This window comes from Veillonella parvula (assembly GCF_036456085.1).
In the GTDB taxonomy this organism is placed as follows: domain Bacteria; phylum Bacillota; class Negativicutes; order Veillonellales; family Veillonellaceae; genus Veillonella; species Veillonella parvula_E.
The window spans coordinates 1600073-1621879 of record NZ_CP138632.1 but is presented as its reverse complement, the minus strand read 5'-3'; the positions used below and the strand labels follow the sequence as shown (position 1 = coordinate 1621879).

Annotated in this window: 18 protein-coding genes; 16 read left to right on the top strand and 2 right to left on the bottom strand. The window is 38.2% G+C overall.

Annotation, left to right across the window (positions count from 1 at the left end):
• Positions 1 to 957 (bottom strand): DUF1858 domain-containing protein, encoded by a 957-nt coding sequence (locus PK1910_RS07800; RefSeq protein ID WP_004694418.1) that lies wholly within the window; start codon positions 955 to 957, stop codon positions 1 to 3.
• A 394-nt stretch (positions 958 to 1351) separates the two neighbouring features.
• On the opposite strand from PK1910_RS07800, the gene sfsA reads away from it, so the two are divergent.
• The 7 genes from sfsA (at position 1352) to PK1910_RS07765 (ending at position 9576) form a co-directional block, all read left to right on the top strand.
• On the top strand, positions 1352 to 2617 hold the full coding sequence (sfsA, locus tag PK1910_RS07795) for a DNA/RNA nuclease SfsA (protein WP_058948330.1): 1266 nt from the start codon (positions 1352 to 1354) through the stop codon (positions 2615 to 2617).
• Positions 2618 to 2839: 222 nt separating this feature from the next.
• Positions 2840 to 3517, top strand: a complete 678-nt coding sequence (locus PK1910_RS07790; RefSeq protein ID WP_331298570.1) for a hypothetical protein — start codon at positions 2840 to 2842, stop codon at positions 3515 to 3517.
• A gap of 3 nt (positions 3518 to 3520) precedes the next feature.
• Positions 3521 to 3646, top strand: coding sequence for a hypothetical protein (locus PK1910_RS07785; protein WP_331298569.1), 126 nt, complete (start codon positions 3521 to 3523; stop codon positions 3644 to 3646).
• 293 nt (positions 3647 to 3939) lie between these two features.
• Positions 3940 to 5190 carry an McrB family protein gene (locus tag PK1910_RS07780; RefSeq protein ID WP_058948329.1) on the top strand — a complete coding sequence of 417 codons (1251 nt, stop codon included), beginning with the start codon at positions 3940 to 3942 and terminating at the stop codon, positions 5188 to 5190.
• Positions 5171 to 6493 carry a 5-methylcytosine restriction system specificity protein McrC gene (locus PK1910_RS07775; RefSeq protein ID WP_058948328.1) on the top strand — a complete coding sequence of 441 codons (1323 nt, stop codon included), beginning with the start codon at positions 5171 to 5173 and terminating at the stop codon, positions 6491 to 6493. Before PK1910_RS07780 ends, PK1910_RS07775 begins: the two co-directional genes overlap by 20 nt.
• A 164-nt stretch (positions 6494 to 6657) precedes the next feature.
• Positions 6658 to 9126: a DNA gyrase subunit A gene (gene gyrA / locus PK1910_RS07770; protein WP_039965176.1), complete on the top strand. Its 2469-nt coding sequence runs from the start codon at positions 6658 to 6660 to the stop codon at positions 9124 to 9126.
• Positions 9127 to 9204: 78 nt separating this feature from the next.
• Entirely contained in the window at positions 9205 to 9576 is a 372-nt protein-coding gene (locus PK1910_RS07765; RefSeq protein WP_004698032.1) for a hypothetical protein, read from the top strand.
• Positions 9577 to 10024: 448 nt separating this feature from the next.
• Here PK1910_RS07765 and PK1910_RS07760 read toward each other — a convergent pair whose 3' ends face one another.
• Complete coding sequence (locus PK1910_RS07760; protein ID WP_004698075.1) at positions 10025 to 11380, bottom strand: MFS transporter; 1356 nt, start codon at positions 11378 to 11380, stop codon at positions 10025 to 10027.
• Between the two features lie 102 nt (positions 11381 to 11482).
• On the opposite strand from PK1910_RS07760, the gene PK1910_RS07755 reads away from it, so the two are divergent.
• The 9 genes from PK1910_RS07755 (at position 11483) to PK1910_RS07715 (ending at position 21750) form a co-directional block, all read left to right on the top strand.
• Complete coding sequence (locus tag PK1910_RS07755; protein ID WP_004694435.1) at positions 11483 to 12580, top strand: ArsR/SmtB family transcription factor; 1098 nt, start codon at positions 11483 to 11485, stop codon at positions 12578 to 12580.
• Between the two features lie 112 nt (positions 12581 to 12692).
• Positions 12693 to 13067: a hypothetical protein gene (locus PK1910_RS07750; RefSeq protein ID WP_004694437.1), complete on the top strand. Its 375-nt coding sequence runs from the start codon at positions 12693 to 12695 to the stop codon at positions 13065 to 13067.
• Positions 13068 to 13506: 439 nt separating this feature from the next.
• Complete coding sequence (locus PK1910_RS07745) at positions 13507 to 14937, top strand: [FeFe] hydrogenase, group A (protein WP_058948327.1); 1431 nt, start codon at positions 13507 to 13509, stop codon at positions 14935 to 14937.
• A 391-nt stretch (positions 14938 to 15328) separates the two neighbouring features.
• Positions 15329 to 16477 (top strand): glycoside hydrolase family 3 N-terminal domain-containing protein, encoded by a 1149-nt coding sequence (locus PK1910_RS07740; protein WP_058948326.1) that lies wholly within the window; start codon positions 15329 to 15331, stop codon positions 16475 to 16477.
• Positions 16478 to 16933: 456 nt separating this feature from the next.
• Positions 16934 to 17998 (top strand): AAA family ATPase, encoded by a 1065-nt coding sequence (locus tag PK1910_RS07735; protein WP_004694443.1) that lies wholly within the window; start codon positions 16934 to 16936, stop codon positions 17996 to 17998.
• Between the two features lie 293 nt (positions 17999 to 18291).
• Positions 18292 to 19158 carry a sigma-70 family RNA polymerase sigma factor gene (locus PK1910_RS07730; RefSeq protein ID WP_058948325.1) on the top strand — a complete coding sequence of 289 codons (867 nt, stop codon included), beginning with the start codon at positions 18292 to 18294 and terminating at the stop codon, positions 19156 to 19158.
• Positions 19159 to 19477: 319 nt separating this feature from the next.
• Entirely contained in the window at positions 19478 to 19696 is a 219-nt protein-coding gene (locus PK1910_RS07725) for a hypothetical protein (protein ID WP_287510824.1), read from the top strand.
• A gap of 24 nt (positions 19697 to 19720) precedes the next feature.
• The gene (locus tag PK1910_RS07720) at positions 19721 to 20086 is read left to right on the top strand and encodes a hypothetical protein (RefSeq protein WP_302943284.1); all 366 of its coding nucleotides are present in this window, start codon (positions 19721 to 19723) and stop codon (positions 20084 to 20086) included.
• Positions 20087 to 20367: 281 nt separating this feature from the next.
• Entirely contained in the window at positions 20368 to 21750 is a 1383-nt protein-coding gene (locus tag PK1910_RS07715; protein WP_072210707.1) for a DUF4041 domain-containing protein, read from the top strand.
• Positions 21751 to 21807: the final 57 nt, after the last annotated feature.

Here is a 21807-nt window from a genome sequence, read left to right as displayed (position 1 = left end):
TTAAGCTCCTTTTCGTGCTGTTTCTAATTTCTCTACTAAATCGTATACATTAAAACCGTGGATTTCTGCGGCTTGCCATAATGGCTCAGCTGTTGCAGATGGGCAACCTAGGCAGCCCATACCAATACCTTGTAATACAGGTACAACATGTGGGTAGGTTTCAACGATGTCGCGAATAATTGTGTCTGGAGTGATAGGGGACCCTGCTTCGAGACGTGGTGCTTCTACTTCAGGATCGTTACCTTGACCAGGCAAGAACACAGCTGGTTCTTCGGACTTGCTTTCAGCTGGAGCACCTTCAAGGTCGCCCAATACAGCTGCTTTGAAAGCCTCTAAACCAATGCGGTCGATGAATTCGCCCATGCGTTCGATTTGTGCGTTTTCTTTATAGTATGCGATGATTCGATCAACTAATGCAAGAGCTTCTTTTTCTGTTTTAACTTCTGCGATGAGGTCGCCAATGCGTGGATGCGCACCGCCGCTACCGCCAGCGTATACATTCCAACCGTCTACAGTACCGATAACGCCCACATCTTTCATGCGGCTTTCAGTACAAGAGTTTGGACAACCGGACACGCCGATCTTCATTTTACTTGGCATTTCAAGAGATAAATATTTGCGTTCAATTTGCATGCCAAGGTGTACGCTGTCTTGTTTAGCACGTTTACAGAAGGTAGTACCTGGGCAGATTTTTACGCTGCGCACGCGGTTGGACACAGTGTATGCTGGCTCCATACCAAGCATTTCCCATGCTTTATCTACGTCTTCTGCTTTCAAATTCGTAATCATAATGCGTTGGCTGCCAGTTAATTTGAGAACAGCGCCGAACTCATTCGCTACGTCGATATATTTTTGTAATTGATCTGGTTGAATGAAACCTGCAGGAACGCGAGGTGTAATTGCATAACGGCGTTGACCGTTTTTTATGCGTTGTAAATTTGCTGCAATTTGTGCCATATTAAATCCTTTCTCGAGCCCTCTCTGCGGAGAATAGTGGCTAAAACTACTTAGTTAATTTATTAAACTCTTTATATATTAATTATTTACGCCCTAGGGTTTTGTGAAAGCTTCGCACATATATACGGACAAGTGGGATGAGATCAACTAGGCGATGCCTCATCAAAACCCGGCGTAATGATCAGTATGGGTATTTAGAATACTGACCCGACGCTCTTAGTATAAACCATTTTAACAAACAATAATGTAACTCAAGCTACAAAAATAGAACTTTTTTAATATTAATTATTGATTATTTACTAACTATCATTATATACGATACTGTTTACAGATGAAACCCAAGGTTACATATCGTATAATAGACATATAGAGTGTTCTTGATGTAGGAGAAACGATGAAAGTCCTTTACGATACTATTTTAAAAGCAACATACATAGGCCGCCCGAATCGTTTTGTGGTGACTTTAGATTTGAATGGTGAAAGTGTGCTCGCTCATTTGCCAAATCCTGGTCGCATGTGGGAGCTCTTGTTTACGGGGGTAACGATGTACATCGTGCCTCACGACAAGCCGGATGCAAAGACGAAATATCGCGTGGTAGGCATCGAGCGCGATGGCGTTGTTATCATGCTCGATACAAACTACAGCAACGATGTGGCGCAACATTTGATTGAAAATAAACGTATCCCTGGTTGGGAGGAGTGGTGCGTAGTGAGACGGGAGTATACGGTTAAACTACACGGCACATCATCTCGCTTTGATTTGCTCCTCACCAATGATAAGGGGGATGAGTTTTTATTGGAGGTTAAGTCTTGTACCTTGTTCTCCAAGAAGGGAGCCATGTTCCCTGATGCTATTACAGAGCGAGGCCGCAAGCACTTATTGCATCTGAAAGAATTACAAAATGAAGGCTACCACACGGGTGTTCTATTCCTCGTACAATGGGACCAAGCGCAGTGGTTCTTGCCAGATTATCATACGGATTTGGAATTTGCCAAAACCTTTAAAGAGGTGGCACCTTCATTAGATTGGAAAGCCGTTGCTGTGGCGTGGGATGAGACTTTCACCATGCCTACGGTGACACATGAATGTTCCTATCCTAGTAGTATCCTCGACACAGAGGCTCATGATAGTGGCGTGTATGTGATGGTCATGCACCTCAATTACGATCTAGATCTCGAAATTGGTTCTAAAGGGATGATGCATTTTAAACCTGGTTACTATATGTACGTTGGTTCCGCGAAGGCAAATTTAACGAAACGCATTGAACGTCATAAAAGAAAACGGAAGAAAATGCATTGGCATCTAGATTACTTCCGCGGTCACTGTGAAATGATAGCGGGCTTGCCGATTCGTACTAGTGGGAGGCCGCAGGCTATGACAACTTCTTCTCAGGAATGGGGTAAAGGTAAACTCTCTGACGATGCTCCGGCTGCTCGTGAAAGCACAGATGTAGATCTAACTAAAATTGACGTAGAATGTGCTCTCGCTGATGCGGTGCGAGCTATTGCGGAATGGAATGTACCGAACTTTGGGTGCAGCGACTGTGACTGCAATAGCCATCTATTCGGAATGAGCGAAAACCCGATACACAATCAAGCCTTTATGAATGTAATAGAAAATTACAGGATGAATATGCTAGATGAACTAGTTAATAGGTAATTATTATTGATGGGGCCCGAGAACTATATACGTAATTAATTAAAAAGTGCTATTACCTATCTCTTCGCTCCATAGTGACCTAAGTCGCTCATCAATAGGTAATAGCACTTTTTAAAACACTAGCTATAGAGGTGTCCCATCAATAATAATATAGTCCTATCCATAGTTATCCCAGCATATTCATTCTATAGTTTCTACATAGAGAGAGGGGAGGTTTTGTGTATGAGGTTGTTTGTTAAGTTTGTGTTGTTAGGTATCGTTGGTGTTTGTAGTGTTGTGTTGAGTGGTTGTTCTTTCATTTGGACGACGGAGAATGGTGATCCTGCTACACCAGAGGATATCAAGTCTAGCGTGGAGAAGGAGTTCTCGGTTGTGCATCCGAATCTTGTTCTTCAGTCATCTGTTGTGGAGAAGGAGAAGCCATTCCAGCGAAATGTGTATGTGTTTTATGATGAAAGCAATGGTATTTCCTTTACTACAAATTCTGTAGTCAAGTGGCCAACATTGCCGGCCCCTGGTGGCGAGCGAAAAAATGATGCGGATTTTGCGTATTCACAAGCGTATTTAGTTCATTTGAATGGTTCGTTAGTGGAACGTGCTAAGCAGTATGGCATGCGGATGGCGACGCACGAGGAAGCCTTGGAGCTAGCTAAGTCTAAAGCGACACGTGTAGCAGGTACTAATAAGATATCTCTATTCACATATGATGAGATTATCTTTGTAGACGAATCTGTAAAGGGTGGAGATATTCTAACCTTTATGAAATCTATATATAGCCTGTATAAACCGCAAGACAACCCAGCGTTATTGCACCCTCGTTCTGATAGAAGCGTAGGCTTTTATTATCTACCAAAAGGAGAAGCGGACAAAACAAAAGCTAAGTATTTGATCGCCTTTTGATTTATGGCAAAAAATGATTGGAAAGAAACCATGCTAACAGGTATTGGTAGTACTGGTAACGACACTTCGGCTGTAGAACGAGATTTTGTTAGTATTTTAAATCATATGATACAACATGCGGTGCATTAACTTTGAGAGCTATGGTAATGATAATATGAATAATCTTTGGCTAAAGATAAATTTCATTAGTAGTGTTTTGTTGGATAATACATAATAGCTAGAGATGAATACGAAATTATATAAAGGACGTGTAGTATAACACTACACGTCCTTTTGTATTGAATGTTGGTATATATAAGTATATTGACCAATTGCAAATACTTGATTATTTTAATAAAAAAATTTTTTTTATGGTAGAATATGAAATATAAATGAAATAATACTGTGGGTTAGTACTTTTTTAGATGGATAGGGAGTAATTTATGAAAACTATAAAAGAGTATTCCGATATATTGAAGGTTGCTAAAAATATAATTTTGCGTGGGGCTCCAGGTACGGGGAAAACATATTTAGCTCAAAGTATAGCCGCTAATATTGTTACTGACGGAATGAAGAGTGATTATACTAAGCTTACAGATGATGAAAAAAAACAGGTTGAATTTGTACAATTCCATCCAAGCTATGATTACACGGATTTTGTTGAAGGTATAAAACCTAATTCTAATGATGATGGTATGGAATTTGTATTGTGTGATGGTGTATTTAAGTTATTTGTTGATAAAGCTAGAGCAAATTTTGAAAATTCTAATAGATCTGAAGCAGAAAAAAGGCTTCGCAGAAAAATTCAGAGGTTTCTTTCAAATTGTAATGATAAAGAATTTAAAATACAAAGGGGAAATAAGTTTACCATTATTGACAATGATGATGAAACCATAACTATTAATATTCCTAATAATGAAAAAAGTACTAGGACGTTAAAGATTGAAGATATTATACAACTATTAATGGCCCCTAAAGATAAGTCGTTTAAACAGCCTAAAGATGTGAGAGCGTTTTTTGGTAAAAACAATAATCGACAAAGATATTCTTATTATATAGCACTCTACAATGAGCTTTCTCAAATGAAAGATATAGAAGAGGATCATACTGATATAAAGCGTGAGGCCCTTAAAAAATATGTGTTTATCATTGATGAGATTAATCGAGGTGAAATTTCCAAAATTTTTGGTGAACTATTTTTCTCTATAGATCCTAATTATAGAGGCCCATCAGGCGCTGTATCGACACAATATGCAAATTTGCGTGATAACTTAAATGTAAAATTCTATATTCCTGAAAATGTGTATATTATTGGGACAATGAATGACATAGATCGTTCTGTAGACAGCTTTGATTTTGCTATGCGTAGACGATTCCGTTTTATAGAAATTACGCCAAAAGATAGTGAGGATATGTTAAATGTTTTGGAAGAGAAAACAAAGATAGATGATGCGATTAAGAGAATGGATGCTCTTAATACGGAGATTATTAAAACTGAAGGGCTAAATAAAAACTATCAAATTGGCCCTGCATATTTTCTAAAGCTAAAAGATATTGATGATAATGAGTTGTGGACTGATTACTTACAGCCACTTCTACATGATTATATTCAAGGTATGTATAATGAAGATGAGTTAATGAAAGCGTTTGAGGATGCCTATTTTGGTGAAAACAATGGATCCACTGAGAATTAAAGATAACTCTAAAATTGAAAAAAAAGATTTTTATAAGATTAAAAATTTAGAGGCTAAGATTCTTAATAAGACTTTAAAAAACCTTGAAAAAGAAGGAATATTTCTATTTCCTCAGACAATCTCTGAATCTCAAGATGTGGAAGGCAGTCAAACCATTCTTCGAATGGAAGATGGCTTCTATAAAACTGGCAATATTATGGGGTTTCTTGGTTGTGGACTTGAACGACTAATTATAAAATCTAGGTTTAGTGAAATTGATCATGATTATTTTTTTCAATATTTACTGAGTCGTGTGCTAGATATTCCAAATGTTGTTAATTTGGAAACAGATAGTAATAATGAGAATAGCATTATAAACTATTTGTGCTTTTTGTTTCCCTATCTTTTAAAAGTAGCCATTCGTAAAGGTATTTTTAAACAATATGTATGTAACGAGTACAATGATAGTAATATTAAAGGTTCTATAGATATTGCGAGACATATAAAATGTAATACTCCTTTTGTAGGGCGTATTGCATATAAGCAAAGGACGTTTTCATATGATAATTATTTGTTACAGTTGGTAAGACACACCATTGAGTTTATTAAGAATACATCATATGGTAACATGGTACTTTCTAATGTAAAAATGGAGATACAATTAATCGTAGATGTTACATTTACGTATAAAGTTCAAGATAGGCAGACCATTATTAATAAAAATAAAAAGAATCTAGTTAGACATGCATATTATCATGAATATAGAGCATTACAGAATTTATGTATTTTGATATTACAAAATCAGAAAGGACAAATTGGTTTTGGCTACAATATATCATATGGTATATTATTTGATGGTGCATGGCTTTGGGAAGAGTATATTAATTTACTAATTGGTAAAGATTTTTATCATCCTAAAAATAAATCTGGGTCTGGTTCGGAACAACTATTTTCAGGGGGTAGACAACAGGGGTTGATTTATCCAGATTTTATTGGTAGAGATGCAAGTAATCGAATTATTGCAGATGCAAAATATAAACCTATAAAAAATATTAGCGGAAAAGATTACTTACAAGTGTTAGCATACATGTTTAGATTTGATGCTAAAAAAGGATATTATTTATACCCAGACTCTGAGGAGACAGGTCGTAAAAAATTAGTATTAAATCAAGGAACAAAGTATGAAAATAATGTTAGTCCTAGAGAAGGTATTTATGTTCTAAAATGTGGTCTAAAAATCCCCAAGAATGCCTCTAGTTATAACGATTTTATTATTAAAATGCAGGCGAGTGAAGAAAATTTTCTTAAGGAATTGCGCTGTTAACAAGAATAATTTGAAATATATTCCATTAATAATACATTAAAAATGATAGCTCGATATAACCGATATTTAGTATGTAAATAGACATAAAAGATAGCGTTAAACCCTTAAAAATGCTATAATTATATGATGAATTAGTATCAGTGTTAGTAAAATGAGGTGAGATTGTGGCAGACCAACAATGGTCCCACGGGAATATTCATCCCGTTCAGATTGATAAAGAAATGAAGAATGCGTACATCGATTATGCAATGTCCGTAATCGTAATGCGTGCGCTTCCAGATGTGCGTGATGGCTTGAAACCAGTACATCGTCGTATTTTGTACGCGATGCACGAAACAGGCATGACGCCAAATAAACCGTACAAGAAATCCGCTCGTATCGTCGGTGACGTACTCGGTAAGTATCATCCACATGGGGATAGCTCCGTTTACGACGCGACGGTTCGTTTGGCGCAGGATTTCAATACCCGTTACCTGTTGGTGGACGGCCACGGTAACTTTGGCTCTATCGACGGCGATAGTGCCGCTGCGATGCGTTATACCGAAGTACGTATGGCGAAGATTACAACGGAAATGCTTGCCGATATCGACAAGGAAACTGTTGATTTCATGCCGAACTATGATGAAAGCTTGCAAGAACCAACCGTATTGCCTGCGAAGATTCCAAATCTTCTCATCAATGGTTCCAGCGGTATCGCCGTAGGGATGGCGACAAATATTCCACCACATAATCTTAACGAGGTATGTAATGGTCTGGCGATGCTCATCGACAATCCGGATGTGACTGTAGATGAATTGATGACCGCTATTAAAGGTCCAGACTTTCCGACTGGAGCGCTCATTTTGGGCCGAGAAGGCATCAAAAAAGCGTACTCCACAGGTCGTGGTAGCGTTAAAATGCGTGCTCGTGCAACCATCGAAGAGATGTCCAAGGGCAAGCATAAAATCGTAGTGACTGAGATTCCGTACCAAGTGAATAAGGCTCGCGTCATTGAAACCATTGCGAACTTGAGCCGTGATAAGGTCATCGATGGCATTACAGCACTTCGCGATGAATCTGACCGCCAAGGTATGCGCATCGTTATCGAATTGCGGGCTGATGTGCAACCAGACATCGTACTTAACAAATTATATAAACACACTCAACTTCAAGAAACATTCGGCGTGATTATGCTAGCCCTCGTGGACGGGCATCCTCGCGTATTGAATTTGAAAGAAGTATTGGGTTACTACTTAGATCATCGCCTAGATGTAATCGTACGCCGTACTCAATTCGAGCTTAACAAAGCCGAAGCGCGTGCTCATATCTTGGAAGGCTTGTTGATTGCCCTCGACCACATCGATGAAGTAATCGCTACCATCCGCAGTTCCCAAACTGACGAAATTGCACGTAATGCATTAATGCAAAAATTTGGGCTTTCAGAGAAACAAGCGGTAGCCATCCTCGACATGCGTTTACGCCGTTTAACAGGTTTGGAACGCGAGAAAATCGAAGAGGAATACAAGGAATTGTTGGCATTGATCGAAGATTTGAAAGCTATTTTGGCTAGCGAAGCGCGTCAACGTCAAATCATCAAAGACGAACTCGATGATATGAAGAAAAAATACGGCGACCCTCGTCGTTCTGAAATCACCATCGATACGTCTGATCTTGATGTAGAAGACCTCATTGCTGACGAAGAAATGGTCATTACCTTGACTAAACAAGGTTACATCAAACGTATGAACGCGAACGTATATCGCAACCAACATAAAGGCGGCGCTGGCGTTATCGGCATGAAGACGAAGGAAGATGATTATGTAACGCAAATTATGCATGTGCGGACTCATAATACATTGTTATTCTTCACATCTACAGGCCGTGCATATCGCCTCAAGGCGTACGAAGTGCCGGAAGCAGGCTCCCGCAACTCTCGTGGTACCGCTATGGTTAACGTATTGCCACTCGCAGTAGGCGAATCCGTTACGACTATGATCGACCTTGAACGGGTCCATGAAGATGTAAATTTATTCATGGTCACTGAGTTCGGCGTTGTAAAACGTACAGCTATTGAAGAATACCGCAATATCCGTCGTTCTGGTCTCAATGCGATTAATCTCGACGAAGGCGATCGTTTGATTTCCGTTAACGTAACGACTGGCAACCAAGACATCTTGATTGGCACTAAGTTGGGTATCGCTATTCGCTTCAGCGAGCACGATGTGCGCCTCATGAAACGGGCAGCTCACGGCGTGCGCGGTATTAAATTAAATGCAGGCGACGTGGTTGTAGGCGCTGGTGTTCTTAATACTGATGAAAGTGAAGCACAAGTGTTTACTATCTCTGAAGAAGGTTTTGGTAAACGCAATGATGCGGAAGCTTATACATTGCAAAAACGCGGTGGTAAAGGCTCTAAGAACTTCAAGATTACTAACAAAACCGGCGATGTAGTAGCCGTAGAGGTTGTTCATAACGATGACGAAGTCATGCTTATCTCTGAGCAAGGCAAAATCATCCGCTTCAATATGAATGACATCGCTGTGAAGAAGGGCAAAGCTATTTCTGGTGTGAAAACACAAAACCTCGACGAAGGTGATAAGGTAGCTAGTATTGCTGTTATTCCAGGCGCTGAAATCGAAGAAGAAGTAGAATAATATAAAACACTATATGACTATTAAGTAACCATGGGCGACCATCTAAGATGGTCGCCTCTAGTGTTGAGGAGTTTAAAAATGAAAAAATGGTTAGCTGCTATGTTTGCAGCAGGGGTTTTCTTTGTAGGTGGCTTTGGTCAAGCTAGTGCTGCTGACTGGTACTATATCGATGCTGATGCTGACGATGCGGCATGGTTTATTGACAACTCTTCTGTATATAAAACAGATGATGCGGCTACAGTACTTGTTAAAATCAACAATGTTGAAGGCTTTACATATATCTACACAGTAAGGATCGATCGCAAAGAAAAAACATGGACAGAACTTGATACAACAGTATATAGCAATGCTGGTATAGCATTGCTATCCAGTAAACAAGCACAAAAACCTACGAAAATTGAACCGGATACCATGGGGGCGGAAGTTATGCAGGCCCTATGGGGTAAATAATCCAACAATTTAATAGAAGCTGATATTCGCTCTGTCTATTTAGATACTCAGAACGTATAAGTAGCCCCGAACTATCCTGAAAGCCTCCATAGTGACCTAAGTCGGTTTCAGAATAGTTCGGGGCTTTCTATATTATTAGTACTCTTACAGGGCGAATATCCGCTTTCAAATCCGTTGGATTATTTAATCCCATAAGGGGCCTTGCTAGACTTCCTAGGGAGAAAAAGTGACCTAAGTCGTTTTCAGAGTAGTTCGAGGTTTTCTATATCATTAGTACTTTTACAGGGCGAATATCCATATTCAATCGTGTCAGATTCATTTTTTCATACAGAGAGAATATTCCAAGGTGAGTGTGTTTTTGTTTTAGGTAGGTATGTTATTGAATAGATATGACAAAGAGGCTGTAATTAAAACTTAGTTTTAATTACAGCCTCTGGATTAGATTGTATTAACTATTATGATGGGAAAATTTAAATACTTCTTTTAAACTTATAATAACCAGAATTAGTGTAATTCCCCATCCAATTCGAGTTGCTAATAATAAATCATTTGACCAGATATTTAAGCAAGTTGCACCAATAGCTGAACCGATTGAAATCGCAACATTTTGCAGCATTCGTTGCAAAGCTCCTGTACTTCCTTGGATTTCCATAGGACTGGCTTGCATAATACTGGCAATATTAGCAGGTTGAAAGTATCCTCCACCAATACCGTAGATGAATAATCCTAATGTTAAGAGTTGATAAGGCCAGTTAGGATTGATCAGTAAGAGAAAAATCAAGGATATGATAATAATACTTAGACCAATATGGCTAAATAGCTTATTTTTATTGCCGTTATTGATTTTACTGGATATTCTTGAAAAAAGCACCAGCCCTGTAGGAGCTCCTAGAACAAGAAATCCAGTTTGCCCCACTTCTAGATGATATGATTGTTCAAAAATGAAGGGGGGAAGTAAAAAGATCATTGCAGAGGCAAAGCCAAAAGTAACTGTTTGAAAAAGGTAAGAGATTACTTGAGGATTATTTTTTAATCCTTTGATATCGATAAGTGCGTGTTTGTTATTAAGTTCCACATAGTAAAATATAATTCCGAGCAACAAGCTAGATAGTATCAGGATTATACCAACTACAAATAGATGTGATTTGTTTAATAAAGATAATCCTAATAAGAGAGAAACTAACATGAGAGTGTTTATAGTAATTCCAAGCATATCTAATTGTCGGTTGTTGTTTTTTTCGGAGAGTTTATTGAGAAGGAAATTATTACATGCAATTCCGAGAATTACAAAAGGAATATTTATCAAAAAAATAAGTTGCCAGAAACTTAACGAAAGTATGATCCCGCCTAAAGAGGGCCCTAGAATAGGGCCTAAACCAATCATAATTCCGAGGATACCAATAGAGCTATTTTTACGTTTTTCAGAAACTAAAGTTGTAATTAGTGCGGCAGAAGTAGCTTGTAAAGCAGCCGCTCCTATGCCTTGAAAAATTCGTCCAATAATTAATAAACTGATATTGTTAATTAAGCCACAAAATAAAGAACTTAGACCAAAAAGCACGAATCCTAAATACGAAATTTTTAATTTTCCAAATTTATCGCTTAATACGCCTAAAGGTAGGATAGAGATAGCTAAAGCTAAAGTATAACCGGTTATTGTGAAGGCTGCAATATCAGTTGAAGTTTGAAATTGTTCTTTTAAAAAGGGTAATGCTATATTGATAATTCCTGTATCGAGAGTGGATAATAACATTCCCATACCTGCAACAATTGTTATGAGTAGATCTTGCAATTGTTTATTCATAAAGATTTCTCCTTTTCTTTAAAACTATTAAGTATAATATAATAAGTCTAAAGTCTATAATCAAACGATTCAAAAAATATCGAATCGTTTAGGAGGATGTTTATGTCTATTACAATTCGGTTTAGCGATTATGCTTTGGAAACAAATGAAACGTTAATACAAAGAATACAATTTGTGTATTCCCCTTTAAATGAACTTTTTAGAAGTTTACATGTGCTTTTAAATCCGCGCCATCATGGAACTAATATTGATTGGGTGATTGAGATACAAGATAAACTTACTGAAGAATTTTATGAGAATCTTCATTATTTCCAACTTTTTTATGAACTGGGGGTCTCTCCTATTTTACTTTGTAATTTTCGTTATCATATGACAACGATTGAAGAGGAAATACAAAATTTAAAGAAATTTCTGGTTAATTATCCGACTATTCAATTAATTGAGTATTTGGAGAGAATAATAGATGATAGAGAAAATGCCTTTATTCCAACATTAGCAAAAGGACTAGAGTGGAAAGATTTTTCTTTAAATGAAAATGATCAATTGCTTAAAGATTTGAAGCGAAATGCTACAAGTGTTTATAGGAGACTTTTTTCTTTTATTGATTGGTATAGAAAATCAATTTTTGATGATACTTGGAAAGAAAAATCAATTGAGCAAAAGCTTTTAATTGAAATACAAAAGCAATCTTCATTTTTGAGGGAAAAAGGTTTTATAGAGATGTTTAATCATTTACAAATTGATCGAATCCATTGGGAAAAAGGAGCTTTAGCTATTATTAAACCTTTTAATCAAGAGGTTTATTTAAAGGACAGTGACTCTATTATGTTGTTACCAAGTTATTTTATTTGGCCGCATCTGTTTGTTGAATCTTTTAATCAAGGAATTGCTATTACTTATGATATTGCGGAGCAACCAAGTTATTATAACTCCACACCGGAGGGATTAGTTACTATTTTTAAAGCCTTGAGCGATTCAGTGCGGTTGCAAATTATGAATTATGTTTTGGAAAAACCAAGTACGACACAGTCTTTAGCGCAAATTTTATTAATGACTGAATCAAGCGTATCGAGACACTTACAAATTTTAAAAGACGCAAAGTTATTGAAAGCAAGAAAAGTGAAGAAGTTTGTTCTATATGAACCGACAGAGTTAGTTACTCAACTTATGCCGAATTTCTATCGCTTCTTTCGAAATTAAGAGAAGATGAATTACCATGTTGTGGGTTGATAGAGATAGTTTTCATATAACATTTAGTTTTTCCTTATATACTAGTTTGTATATTTTTATATTTTCTTTGAGAGGTATTAATATGAAAAAAACATTGGCAGCTGTTTTGGCAGCAGGCGCATTATTAATCGGCGGTATTGGTAGTGTTGATGCGGCTAATTGGTATACAGTAGGCACAGATAGCAATGGTGTTACTTGGTCTATCGACAATGATTCCGTTAAAAAAGATGATAAAAAAGCGGTAATGGATATTAAAGCTATGGACTATGAAGGTTACCATTACATTGTGACTGAAGAGTTTAATCATAAAAAACGGGAAGTTAAGGATCTTAAGGTGACTCTTTATAACCCACAAGGTTATGTTGTGAAAGAGGAACAAGTTAATAAAAATAGCCGTAAAGTTGAGCCAGGTACGCCTGCGTACGCTGTATTCCAACTTATTTGGGGCGGTAAATAATTGAATCCTACAGACGAGTACACTATTGCTTAGTACCGGCTTGTCTAGATTGAATGATTTTGTGAAAGCTTCACTGGCGCACGTTCTTTTAAAGAGCGTGCGTTTTTTTATGTATAATATAATTTTGTTTTAGCTCTTATAGTATTAACAATTAAGCCATTAGTTTTTATAGTGCTAATAAGTAAGTCACTTATTAAGGCACATTAGTTAATGCCCTTAAGATAGATGAATTATTCATCTTTCTATGTTAAAATGTGATTTATATTACACTTTTTCGGAGATTTTGTGCAAAAGTGTAACAATTCTACATAGTATAAACTTTCACCATATCGTATACTATAGGTAAGATGCAGAAGTATGGCTTGGGCGCAGTGCTCCGTAGTTTGGCATATTTCGCCCCAATAGGTTTGGTGGTTATAGTTTGTTAGAGGAGGTCCTCATGTCTCAATACGAATTTATCGATAAACGCGTGCCGATTGCACTCGACAATCCATCCATTTATCACGACATTTCCAAGTGTAAAAACTGTACGTTATGCCGTCGCGCTTGTGCGGATGTAATGAGCGTACTTGATTACTACGACCTTGATGCAAACGGCGATGTGCCTGTATGTATCCATTGCGGTCAATGTGCGGCAGCATGCCCATTCGACTCCATGCATGCTAAATCCGAGCTTGAAAAGGTAAAAGCAGCCCTTGCTGATCCTGAGAAAATCGTCGTTATCCAAACAGCTCCAGCAGTTCGTGTATCCATCGGTGAAGGCTTTGGTTATGAACCAGGTACATTCTTGGAAGGCAAAATGGTCGGTGCCTTGCGTAAACTTGGTGCAGACTATGTAGTAGATACTAACTTTGGTGCGGACTTAACCATCATGGAGGAAGCATCCGAGCTTGTGGAACGCCTTAAAAATGGCGGTCAAATACCTCAGTTTACAAGCTGTTGCCCAGCGTGGGTACGCTTTGCGGAAATCTATTTCCCTGAATTGATTCCTAACTTGTCTTCCACACGTTCTTGTATCGCTATGGAAGCGGCTATGATTAAAACGTACTTTGCAGAGAAAAAAGGCATTGATCCTCGTAAGATCGTATCCGTATCTGTAAACCCTTGTACGGCTAAAAAAGCAGAAACGAAACGGGAAGAAGAAAATGCAGCGGCTCGTTACCACAATGACGAATCCCTTGGCATGGACACAGATATTTCCATCACAACTCGTGAGTTTATTCGTTGGATTCAAGAGGAACATATTGACTTCAACACAGTAGAAGAATCTCAATTCGACGACTTAATCGGCATGGAAACTGGCGCATCCATCATCTTCGGTAACACAGGTGGTGTTATGGAAGCGGCGATGCGTACGGCTTACAAGCTCATCACTGATAAAGAGCCACCTCCATATGCGTTGACTCACCTCGAGGACGTTCGCGGTATGGAAGGCGTAAAAGAGGCAACTGTTCAATTGGGTGATGACGTAACATTGTCCGTTGCCGTTGTTCACGGTGGTAAAAACACACGGGACTTCTTGAATGCATTAAAAGAAAACGGTAAACATTACGATTTCATCGAAGTTATGGCTTGTCCTGGTGGGTGTATCGGTGGCGGCGGTCAACCGCGCACTAAATTGCCTCAAGCGGTGAAAACTAAGGAAGCTCGTATCGGCGGTCTTTACGAAGCTGACGAAAACTACAAATGGGTTGCGTCCTATGAAAATCCTGAAATTCAAGCGTTGTACAAAGACTTCTTGGGTGAACCATTGGGCCATAAGGCACACGAACTTTTACACACACACTACACAGACCGCAGCACGGTTCTTGGTACTCGTAAAGACGTAACACCTGAAACATGCCCAACATCCCCTAAATTCAAAGGCTAATGATAGTCGATTGCTTAAATATGGTGCAAGTAAACATATAGTAGCGTTAGCTATTTAGGGTACAACAACATAAAATAGAAAATCCTACGGGTCATGAGTGACTTGATACTCACGTAGCCTTTTGTTACAGTGCGGTCACTTTTTAAACGATTCGTAGGATTTTTTTATATAATTATTCAAAATTCACATATTTTTACTGTATAACTTTATTATAATAATCCAGTATAAAAAAATTATTTTATTATGAGGAAAAGATGAATCATTTAGTGTATAATATAAAAATATACTGTACGGATCAAGAGGGGACTTATGGGTGTTGCATTGGGAGAGCAACATAGAAAGCCCATAATATTCATAATATTGCGTAAGCATTAAGGAGCTTTTAGGAGAGATGAACCAGTTTTTTCGGCGGGTCCTGAGTGGCCTTGCCTTACTAGTTGCTGTCGTTGGTACAACTGGATGCCAACATGAGAGTCAGGCAGAACAAGAAACGGTACGAACCGTATCGTACCGTGCCGTCCTGGAGTCCAATAAACCCGTGTCTGAAAAGGTGGACACTTGGATTGCGGCCATGTCTCAAGAGGATAAGGTGGGGCAGCTGATGATGATCAGCCTTCATGGTAGTACGATAGGACAATCCCAAAAGGATGTGATTCGAAAATACCGTGTCAGTGGCGTGATGCTAACGAATGAAAATCTTATTAATAAGAACCAAGTGAAAACTTTCACCAGCGATATTATGCAAACGGCGATAACCTCTAGCATGGTGACACCCTATATTGCGGTGCATCGTGATCGCATATTGCATGGGAATGAAAGTTTCTTGCGGTTGCCGAAACCCAATCGGTGGGGGCAATTGCCTATGGATCGTATCATTAACTTGGCCACGCGATCTGCTATTGAAATGCGGGATATGGGTTTTAACTTGGTTATTGGGCCTAATGCTAACCTTGGTGTACCGAATATGTCCTATACATCGGACCCCACGTGGGCAGGTCATATAAACCTTGCCATGGTGGAGCGTTACCAAATTAATCATATGTGGTCCGCTTATAACTACTTTCCGGCGGTGACCTTAGGGGATGCATCCTTTGGATCAGCTAATGAGGCGAAAGCGTATCTCAGCAATAATGATGTAGCTGTCTTTAAACGGCTCATCGCGCAGACGACGGCGAATAGCTATATGCTTGTGATAAGTCACATCCAGATTCCTGCTATCGATAATGAACACTTGGCGAGTTCCTCTAAGCCGATTATAGACGGTTGGCTTCGCAAGGAGCTCGGTTATAAGGGTATCGTGATGACGGACCGTATCGATGTGGGTGCGTTGCAATCCAATCAAAAGATAGGCGATTACGCTGTGGCCTCCATTTTGGCGGGCAGTGACCTCATTCTTGTTGATGCGGATACGATTCATATCGATGAAGTCCATCGTGCGCTGACGCAAGCGGTGGCGGATGGAACGATTACGACCGAGCGCCTTAACGAATCGGTTAAGCGCATCTTATTGATGAAAATGCAAACGCAAATGGATCCATAAGATATTTAGGAATATCAGATTTTGTAATCAGGAATTTACGAATTAGATATTTACAAGTTAGATATTTACTATTAAGAAACTTAGTATAAGAAATTCAGTAACAATTTAATATACTTAACATGCAAATGACGTGCTATACCTTTTGGTTAGCACGTCATTTTTAAAATATATGGATTAAACTATATAGATTAAAATTTATAGTTTAATATGTATAGCTTATAATGTATAACTTATATAACCATGCCTTATAGGATATGTTGATATCAAAGGTATATGAAAATAAAGTAATCATAAGGACTTTTATGATGATAAGGCAATACGTATCGCATAAAAGCTCTGATTTGATGCGTAAAAAAATTAACATAATAAAAAGCTATGTTAACTATATGAAAAAAAGTTTAATAATGATTTAAAATTATGATATAATAATTTCCGTAAATAGTTGGAGGTGAGTATATGAATTTTGTGGGACGTGCTGAAATTATAGAGCGTATCCAGTCCCGAATTGCAATGGGCCAAATGAGTTTATGTGTTGTATATGGTCCTCATCGCAGTGGTAAATCCTATGTGGCTTCGCAACTTGTACGCCGTCATAAGGCGATATATTTGGCGGGGCGCATGGCCAATGAATCAGTCCATGTGGCTGATATAAATAGAGCTCTTGAGGCACGTTTTGTTCCTGCTAATGCTCAAGATACATTCGAGCCTGTAGAGAGTTTGCAGCAGGCTTTTGTGAGACTTTTTGAAAGCAGTGTGAAAACACCTCAGACTGTGGTGATTGACGATTATCCATCCTTGGTGGAAGCAGTTCCTCAGTTTCCCATTCACTTGCGCGATTTATTAGATACCTATAAAGATACGAGCCGTTTGAACATCATATTGATGGCTAATGGTCTGGAACAGCTCGATGGCCGCATCATTGGCGATCGCAGCCTCATTGGGCCTTTCGTGTCCGAATATCTTGAGGTGAAACCATTTTCCTTAGTTGATATGAAATCCTTGGGACTTCACTATGCAAAGGATGATTTGCGCACCGTCTTTGCCGTAACCGGTGGGTTACCTGCCTATGTGCAATACTTTGATAATGGTGAAAGCATCGATACGAATATTATTAACTTGTTCTTCTCAGTAACGGGAGCTCTCTTTGAAGAAACACAATATATTTTGCATCGAGATATGAAAAATATAACCGGAGCCAATGCCATTTTAACGGGCCTTGCTAGCTTGGAAAGACCGTACTACGTGGAGCTTTTACAAGAAAGCCAAATTAAAAGTGGTACCTTTACATCTCGTTTGAACGATCTCATGTCTATGGGGCTCGTAGGTCGTATTCAGGCAAGTAACCGTGGGAACGCGAAGTACGCGGATTACCATTTCACGAATAGTATGTTCCATTTCTGGTACCGCTATGTATATAAATACTGGGGCGATATCGTGCGGGGCTATGGCGCTGATGTATATTATAATCATGTAAAACCGCAGCTAAAGGACTTTGTCCAAGCCGCGTGTATTGCGATTTAATCAGACAATTTCAGATTGAATACTACTATCTAAAGATTGAATACTATTACTCAATGATAGTATATATTTCCTCTAAAAAATGACACCACATTATGTATGTGGTGTCATTTTTGGTAATTATCTATTTTCAGCAATTACCCTTTGGATTACATACTTATGTTGTACTATGGATGGAAATTAGGACTCAAATATAACAGAATATAGGGAAATTCCAAGGAATTGCTGATTTGTCAAAACACTCTTTCCGCGGTATTGTGTACATAAGCGCTATGCCATGGCAGGAAAGGGGATTTATGTTATACACAAACGAAGAACCTTTAGTACAAAAAATATGTATTAAAACTGCAAACTTACAAGGTGACAACTATCAGTCAGAAACGTTAGAAACACAGGCATTACCATCTCATTCTTTACTATCGAAAGCTAATGAGTCTAGGGAAAGTATTCCAGAGGAATTGAAATTACAGACCCTCGTCTGTGGGCATCAGGTCTTATCGTCCTTGTCGGATAAGAGCCTTGTATCCATCTGTCAAAAGCCGAATATGCGGATTCAGACGGTAGGATATCAGCCGTGGTCCGTTGATGAGCTTCGCCATGATGCGGCACAAATCGAGCTCTGTCGCAGGTATCGACCGCTCATCTTGCACTATACGAATCGCATGGGAAACCGCGAGTTCCGCGAGGACGTAGAGAGCTATCTCTGGGCCATCCTCATAGAATCGATTTATAGCTTTGATTTGAACGGGGCCGTACCGTTCCCAGGTTTTGTGAAAGCTGGCATCATGTACGGTTACATGCGGTACTGGAAACGTGAGCGATTGCGTTATCGCCGTGAAATTCACATCCCAGATCGCACCACCGATGATGGAGAAGTCGCCTTTGGCATGGATATCTTCGCATCTGGTGAGAATGTGGCGGATATGGTGATGAGTGCCGATGAAGAGCATAGACTGCGAGCACGCCTCGTGTGGGCCTTAGGCAGACTATCTCCTGATCAACGAGACCTACTGCGCCGTGTCTACGGTGAGTGCCAAAGTTTGGTGTCGGTTAGTGAAGAACTGAACTGCAGCCGCCAAGCCATCCAACGGCGCCACGAACGAGCCATTCGGAAGCTGCGCAGGTATTTGAGTACGGACTTTAAGGACGTGCGTGTACATTAGTTATTATAATTTAATTTCTTATTTATATCCTATATATTGCATATTTCTTTTAATCTCGATTAACAAATATACATAAAATATGCAATTCTCAATTTAAATGAGAAAATAATGACACATCAAGGTATATATAACTTTTACAAGATCATAAAGTCATTAAATATACGTAAATTTCTATAGTTTTGTATATATATTTACAAATTATACAGGCTGATATACAATTAAGTCAGCAGCAGATTAAAGCATGCTAATCTGCTTTCACAGAACACGTGTTCATTGTATTGTTGAAAGGAATGTTCCTGATTAGATTGGAGAGGATTCCATGGCAATAGATGAGAAACTAACAGATTTGATGGCCGCTCGGCTATCTAAGGGAGAAGATTTGGATTTGATCTATACGAATCCAAAGAATCACATTGTTTGTTTTATTCCTACCTATCAACCTAGTGGTGGGGACAGTACGAAGTGTTATTTTGTGGATGGTCGCGAAGAAATGGTTCATCTGCCGATGCGCACGATTACGCGAGAGCTAGCGATGTAGGAAGGGCTGAGACCCAATTATATCATGACTAGCGATGGTCGACGGAGCAGCTATACCGCGCCTAAGACCTATGGTCCGCATCTAACCTTTGCTCATATTAAATGTCGCCGCCCTATCGGCAAGGACGTGGTGTACGGCCTCTTTAACGTGGCTATACCCTATGAATATATCGTTACGGAAGGTCCAGAACCCGATACGAGCTATATTCATGTGGCGGACTTTGCACCCATCTTGGTGTACCAATCCCCTCGTCATGTCAAACACAAACTGAACGAAGCGATGCTAGAACACTGCAACTATGTGAGAAAAATGCTAGCCCGCATCAAACTCAGCCAAAACCCTCAAGTCGTGGCCGAACTATTTATCGCCTGGAGAGACCTAACGAGATAACTCGTTGGACGGTGAAAGTAGAAATAGGAGGGTGGAGAGAAATCTGGAAAAGGAGGATAGGCGTATAAGAAAATAAATAGAACTGCGGGAGCAGATGAATTATTGAAAATAAGTTACATATGGCACCTCAATAGAGCTACCTTATATAAGGTGGCTCTATTTTCATGTATTTTTCATTATTTGCATAATTTGTGATATAATATACATAAAATTATATTGATGCAGGGATTACTTCTTATCTACAATTTTGTATTATTTATTGGTATTTTGGGGGAAATATTATGGATAATAATGGAGAAAAAAGATTTATTGTAGGAGATATTGCTGTTTTCTTAATGGCTGCCATTAGTGTAGTTTGGCCGATTATGCTTATTGGGGTTGCAATATTGTTACTTGCTAGATATCATCGATGGGCGATGGTTGAAAATGAAATTTACAAAGAGCATATTTTGAATCAAACTCTTATTCAGAATATAGAAGCTAATCAATCAAAATTGGCTACATTGGAAGAGACTATTGAAAGAGAAAAGGCCAAAATAGAGCATGATATTGAAGCACGTATTAGTGAAAAGAGTACTGAGCTTAATCAGTTGTCCTCTGAAATATCAAAAGTTAAAAAGGAACTAAAAAATAAAAAGCTAGAGGTTGAAAATCTAGAGCCTTTAGTAACAGTAGTTAATATAGATACGGAAGGACTTGAACTTGCTACATCTCAGGAACTAAAAAATATATTATCTAAATATAAGTTAGAAGAAGCTGAATTAGTAAAAAATAATACAGCTGTAGATGCGCTTATTAACGATGATAAAAAGTTTGTAAATAATCAAATACGTCAGATTTTACGTTCATTTAATGCTGAATGTGATTTAGCTATATTGAATGTTACACTTAAAAATATTGATACTATGAGGAATAAAATCCTAAGATCCTATGAAACTCTAAATAAAATTTATAAATCTGATGGAGTACAAATTACAAAAGATTTTCTTGAAAATAAGTTACAACAATTAATTACAGCTCACGCATATCAAGAAAAGTTAGAGGATGAGCGAGAACAAAAGAGAATTATACAAGAACAATTAAAAGAAGAAGAAAAAGTCCGTCGTGAAATTGAACGTGAAAAAGCAAAAATTGAGAAAGATGAAACTCAATTTAAAAATGAAATTTCTAAGCTAATGAAATACTTACAAAAGACTGATAATGAAGTAGAAAAGACCTTATACATTGATAAGATTAAAGAATGTGAAGAAAAACTTTCTGAGCTTGAAACTGTTAAATCTGATGTATTAAATCGAGAAAAGAATACACGTGCTGGTTTTGTTTATATTATCTCTAATATTGGTTCATTTGGGGAAAATATTTTTAAAATTGGTATGACTAGACGTTTGGAACCTATGGATAGAATTAAGGAGTTAAGTAGTGCATCTGTGCCATTTGAATTTGATGTTCATGCATTAATTTTTTCAGATGATGCACCTACATTAGAATCTATTTTACATAATACCTTTAGAGAATATGAGGTAAATAAAGTAAATCATAGAAAAGAATTTTTCTCTATTCCGCTTGATAAAATTGAAAAAGTTGTGACAGAACATCATAATGCAACTGTACAATGGACTTATGATGCGGCTGCAGAAGAATATAGAGAATCTCTGGCTCAATAAGATATTTTGGGAAAATTAATTATTATAAAAAGCTCTACAATAAAAGTTTATACTTAT

Excerpts from the sequence above, each read along its gene's own strand:
- PK1910_RS07735 (WP_004694443.1), top strand. The coding sequence starts at position 16,934 with ATGAATTTTGTGGGACGTGCTGAAATTATAGAGCGTATCCAGTCCCGA.
- PK1910_RS07730 (WP_058948325.1), top strand. The coding sequence starts at position 18,292 with ATGTTATACACAAACGAAGAACCTTTAGTACAAAAAATATGTATTAAA.
- PK1910_RS07780 (WP_058948329.1), top strand. The coding sequence starts at position 3,940 with ATGAAAACTATAAAAGAGTATTCCGATATATTGAAGGTTGCTAAAAAT.
- sfsA (WP_058948330.1), top strand. The coding sequence starts at position 1,352 with ATGAAAGTCCTTTACGATACTATTTTAAAAGCAACATACATAGGCCGC.
- PK1910_RS07785 (WP_331298569.1), top strand. The coding sequence starts at position 3,521 with ATGGCAAAAAATGATTGGAAAGAAACCATGCTAACAGGTATTGGTAGT.
- PK1910_RS07760 (WP_004698075.1), bottom strand. The coding sequence starts at position 11,380 with ATGAATAAACAATTGCAAGATCTACTCATAACAATTGTTGCAGGTATG.
- PK1910_RS07715 (WP_072210707.1), top strand. The coding sequence starts at position 20,368 with ATGGATAATAATGGAGAAAAAAGATTTATTGTAGGAGATATTGCTGTT.
- PK1910_RS07725 (WP_287510824.1), top strand. The coding sequence starts at position 19,478 with ATGGCAATAGATGAGAAACTAACAGATTTGATGGCCGCTCGGCTATCT.
- PK1910_RS07750 (WP_004694437.1), top strand. The coding sequence starts at position 12,693 with ATGAAAAAAACATTGGCAGCTGTTTTGGCAGCAGGCGCATTATTAATC.
- PK1910_RS07745 (WP_058948327.1), top strand. The coding sequence starts at position 13,507 with ATGTCTCAATACGAATTTATCGATAAACGCGTGCCGATTGCACTCGAC.
- PK1910_RS07740 (WP_058948326.1), top strand. The coding sequence starts at position 15,329 with ATGAACCAGTTTTTTCGGCGGGTCCTGAGTGGCCTTGCCTTACTAGTT.
- PK1910_RS07800 (WP_004694418.1), bottom strand. The coding sequence starts at position 957 with ATGGCACAAATTGCAGCAAATTTACAACGCATAAAAAACGGTCAACGC.
- PK1910_RS07775 (WP_058948328.1), top strand. The coding sequence starts at position 5,171 with ATGGATCCACTGAGAATTAAAGATAACTCTAAAATTGAAAAAAAAGAT.
- PK1910_RS07765 (WP_004698032.1), top strand. The coding sequence starts at position 9,205 with ATGAAAAAATGGTTAGCTGCTATGTTTGCAGCAGGGGTTTTCTTTGTA.
- PK1910_RS07755 (WP_004694435.1), top strand. The coding sequence starts at position 11,483 with ATGTCTATTACAATTCGGTTTAGCGATTATGCTTTGGAAACAAATGAA.
- PK1910_RS07790 (WP_331298570.1), top strand. The coding sequence starts at position 2,840 with ATGAGGTTGTTTGTTAAGTTTGTGTTGTTAGGTATCGTTGGTGTTTGT.
- PK1910_RS07720 (WP_302943284.1), top strand. The coding sequence starts at position 19,721 with ATGACTAGCGATGGTCGACGGAGCAGCTATACCGCGCCTAAGACCTAT.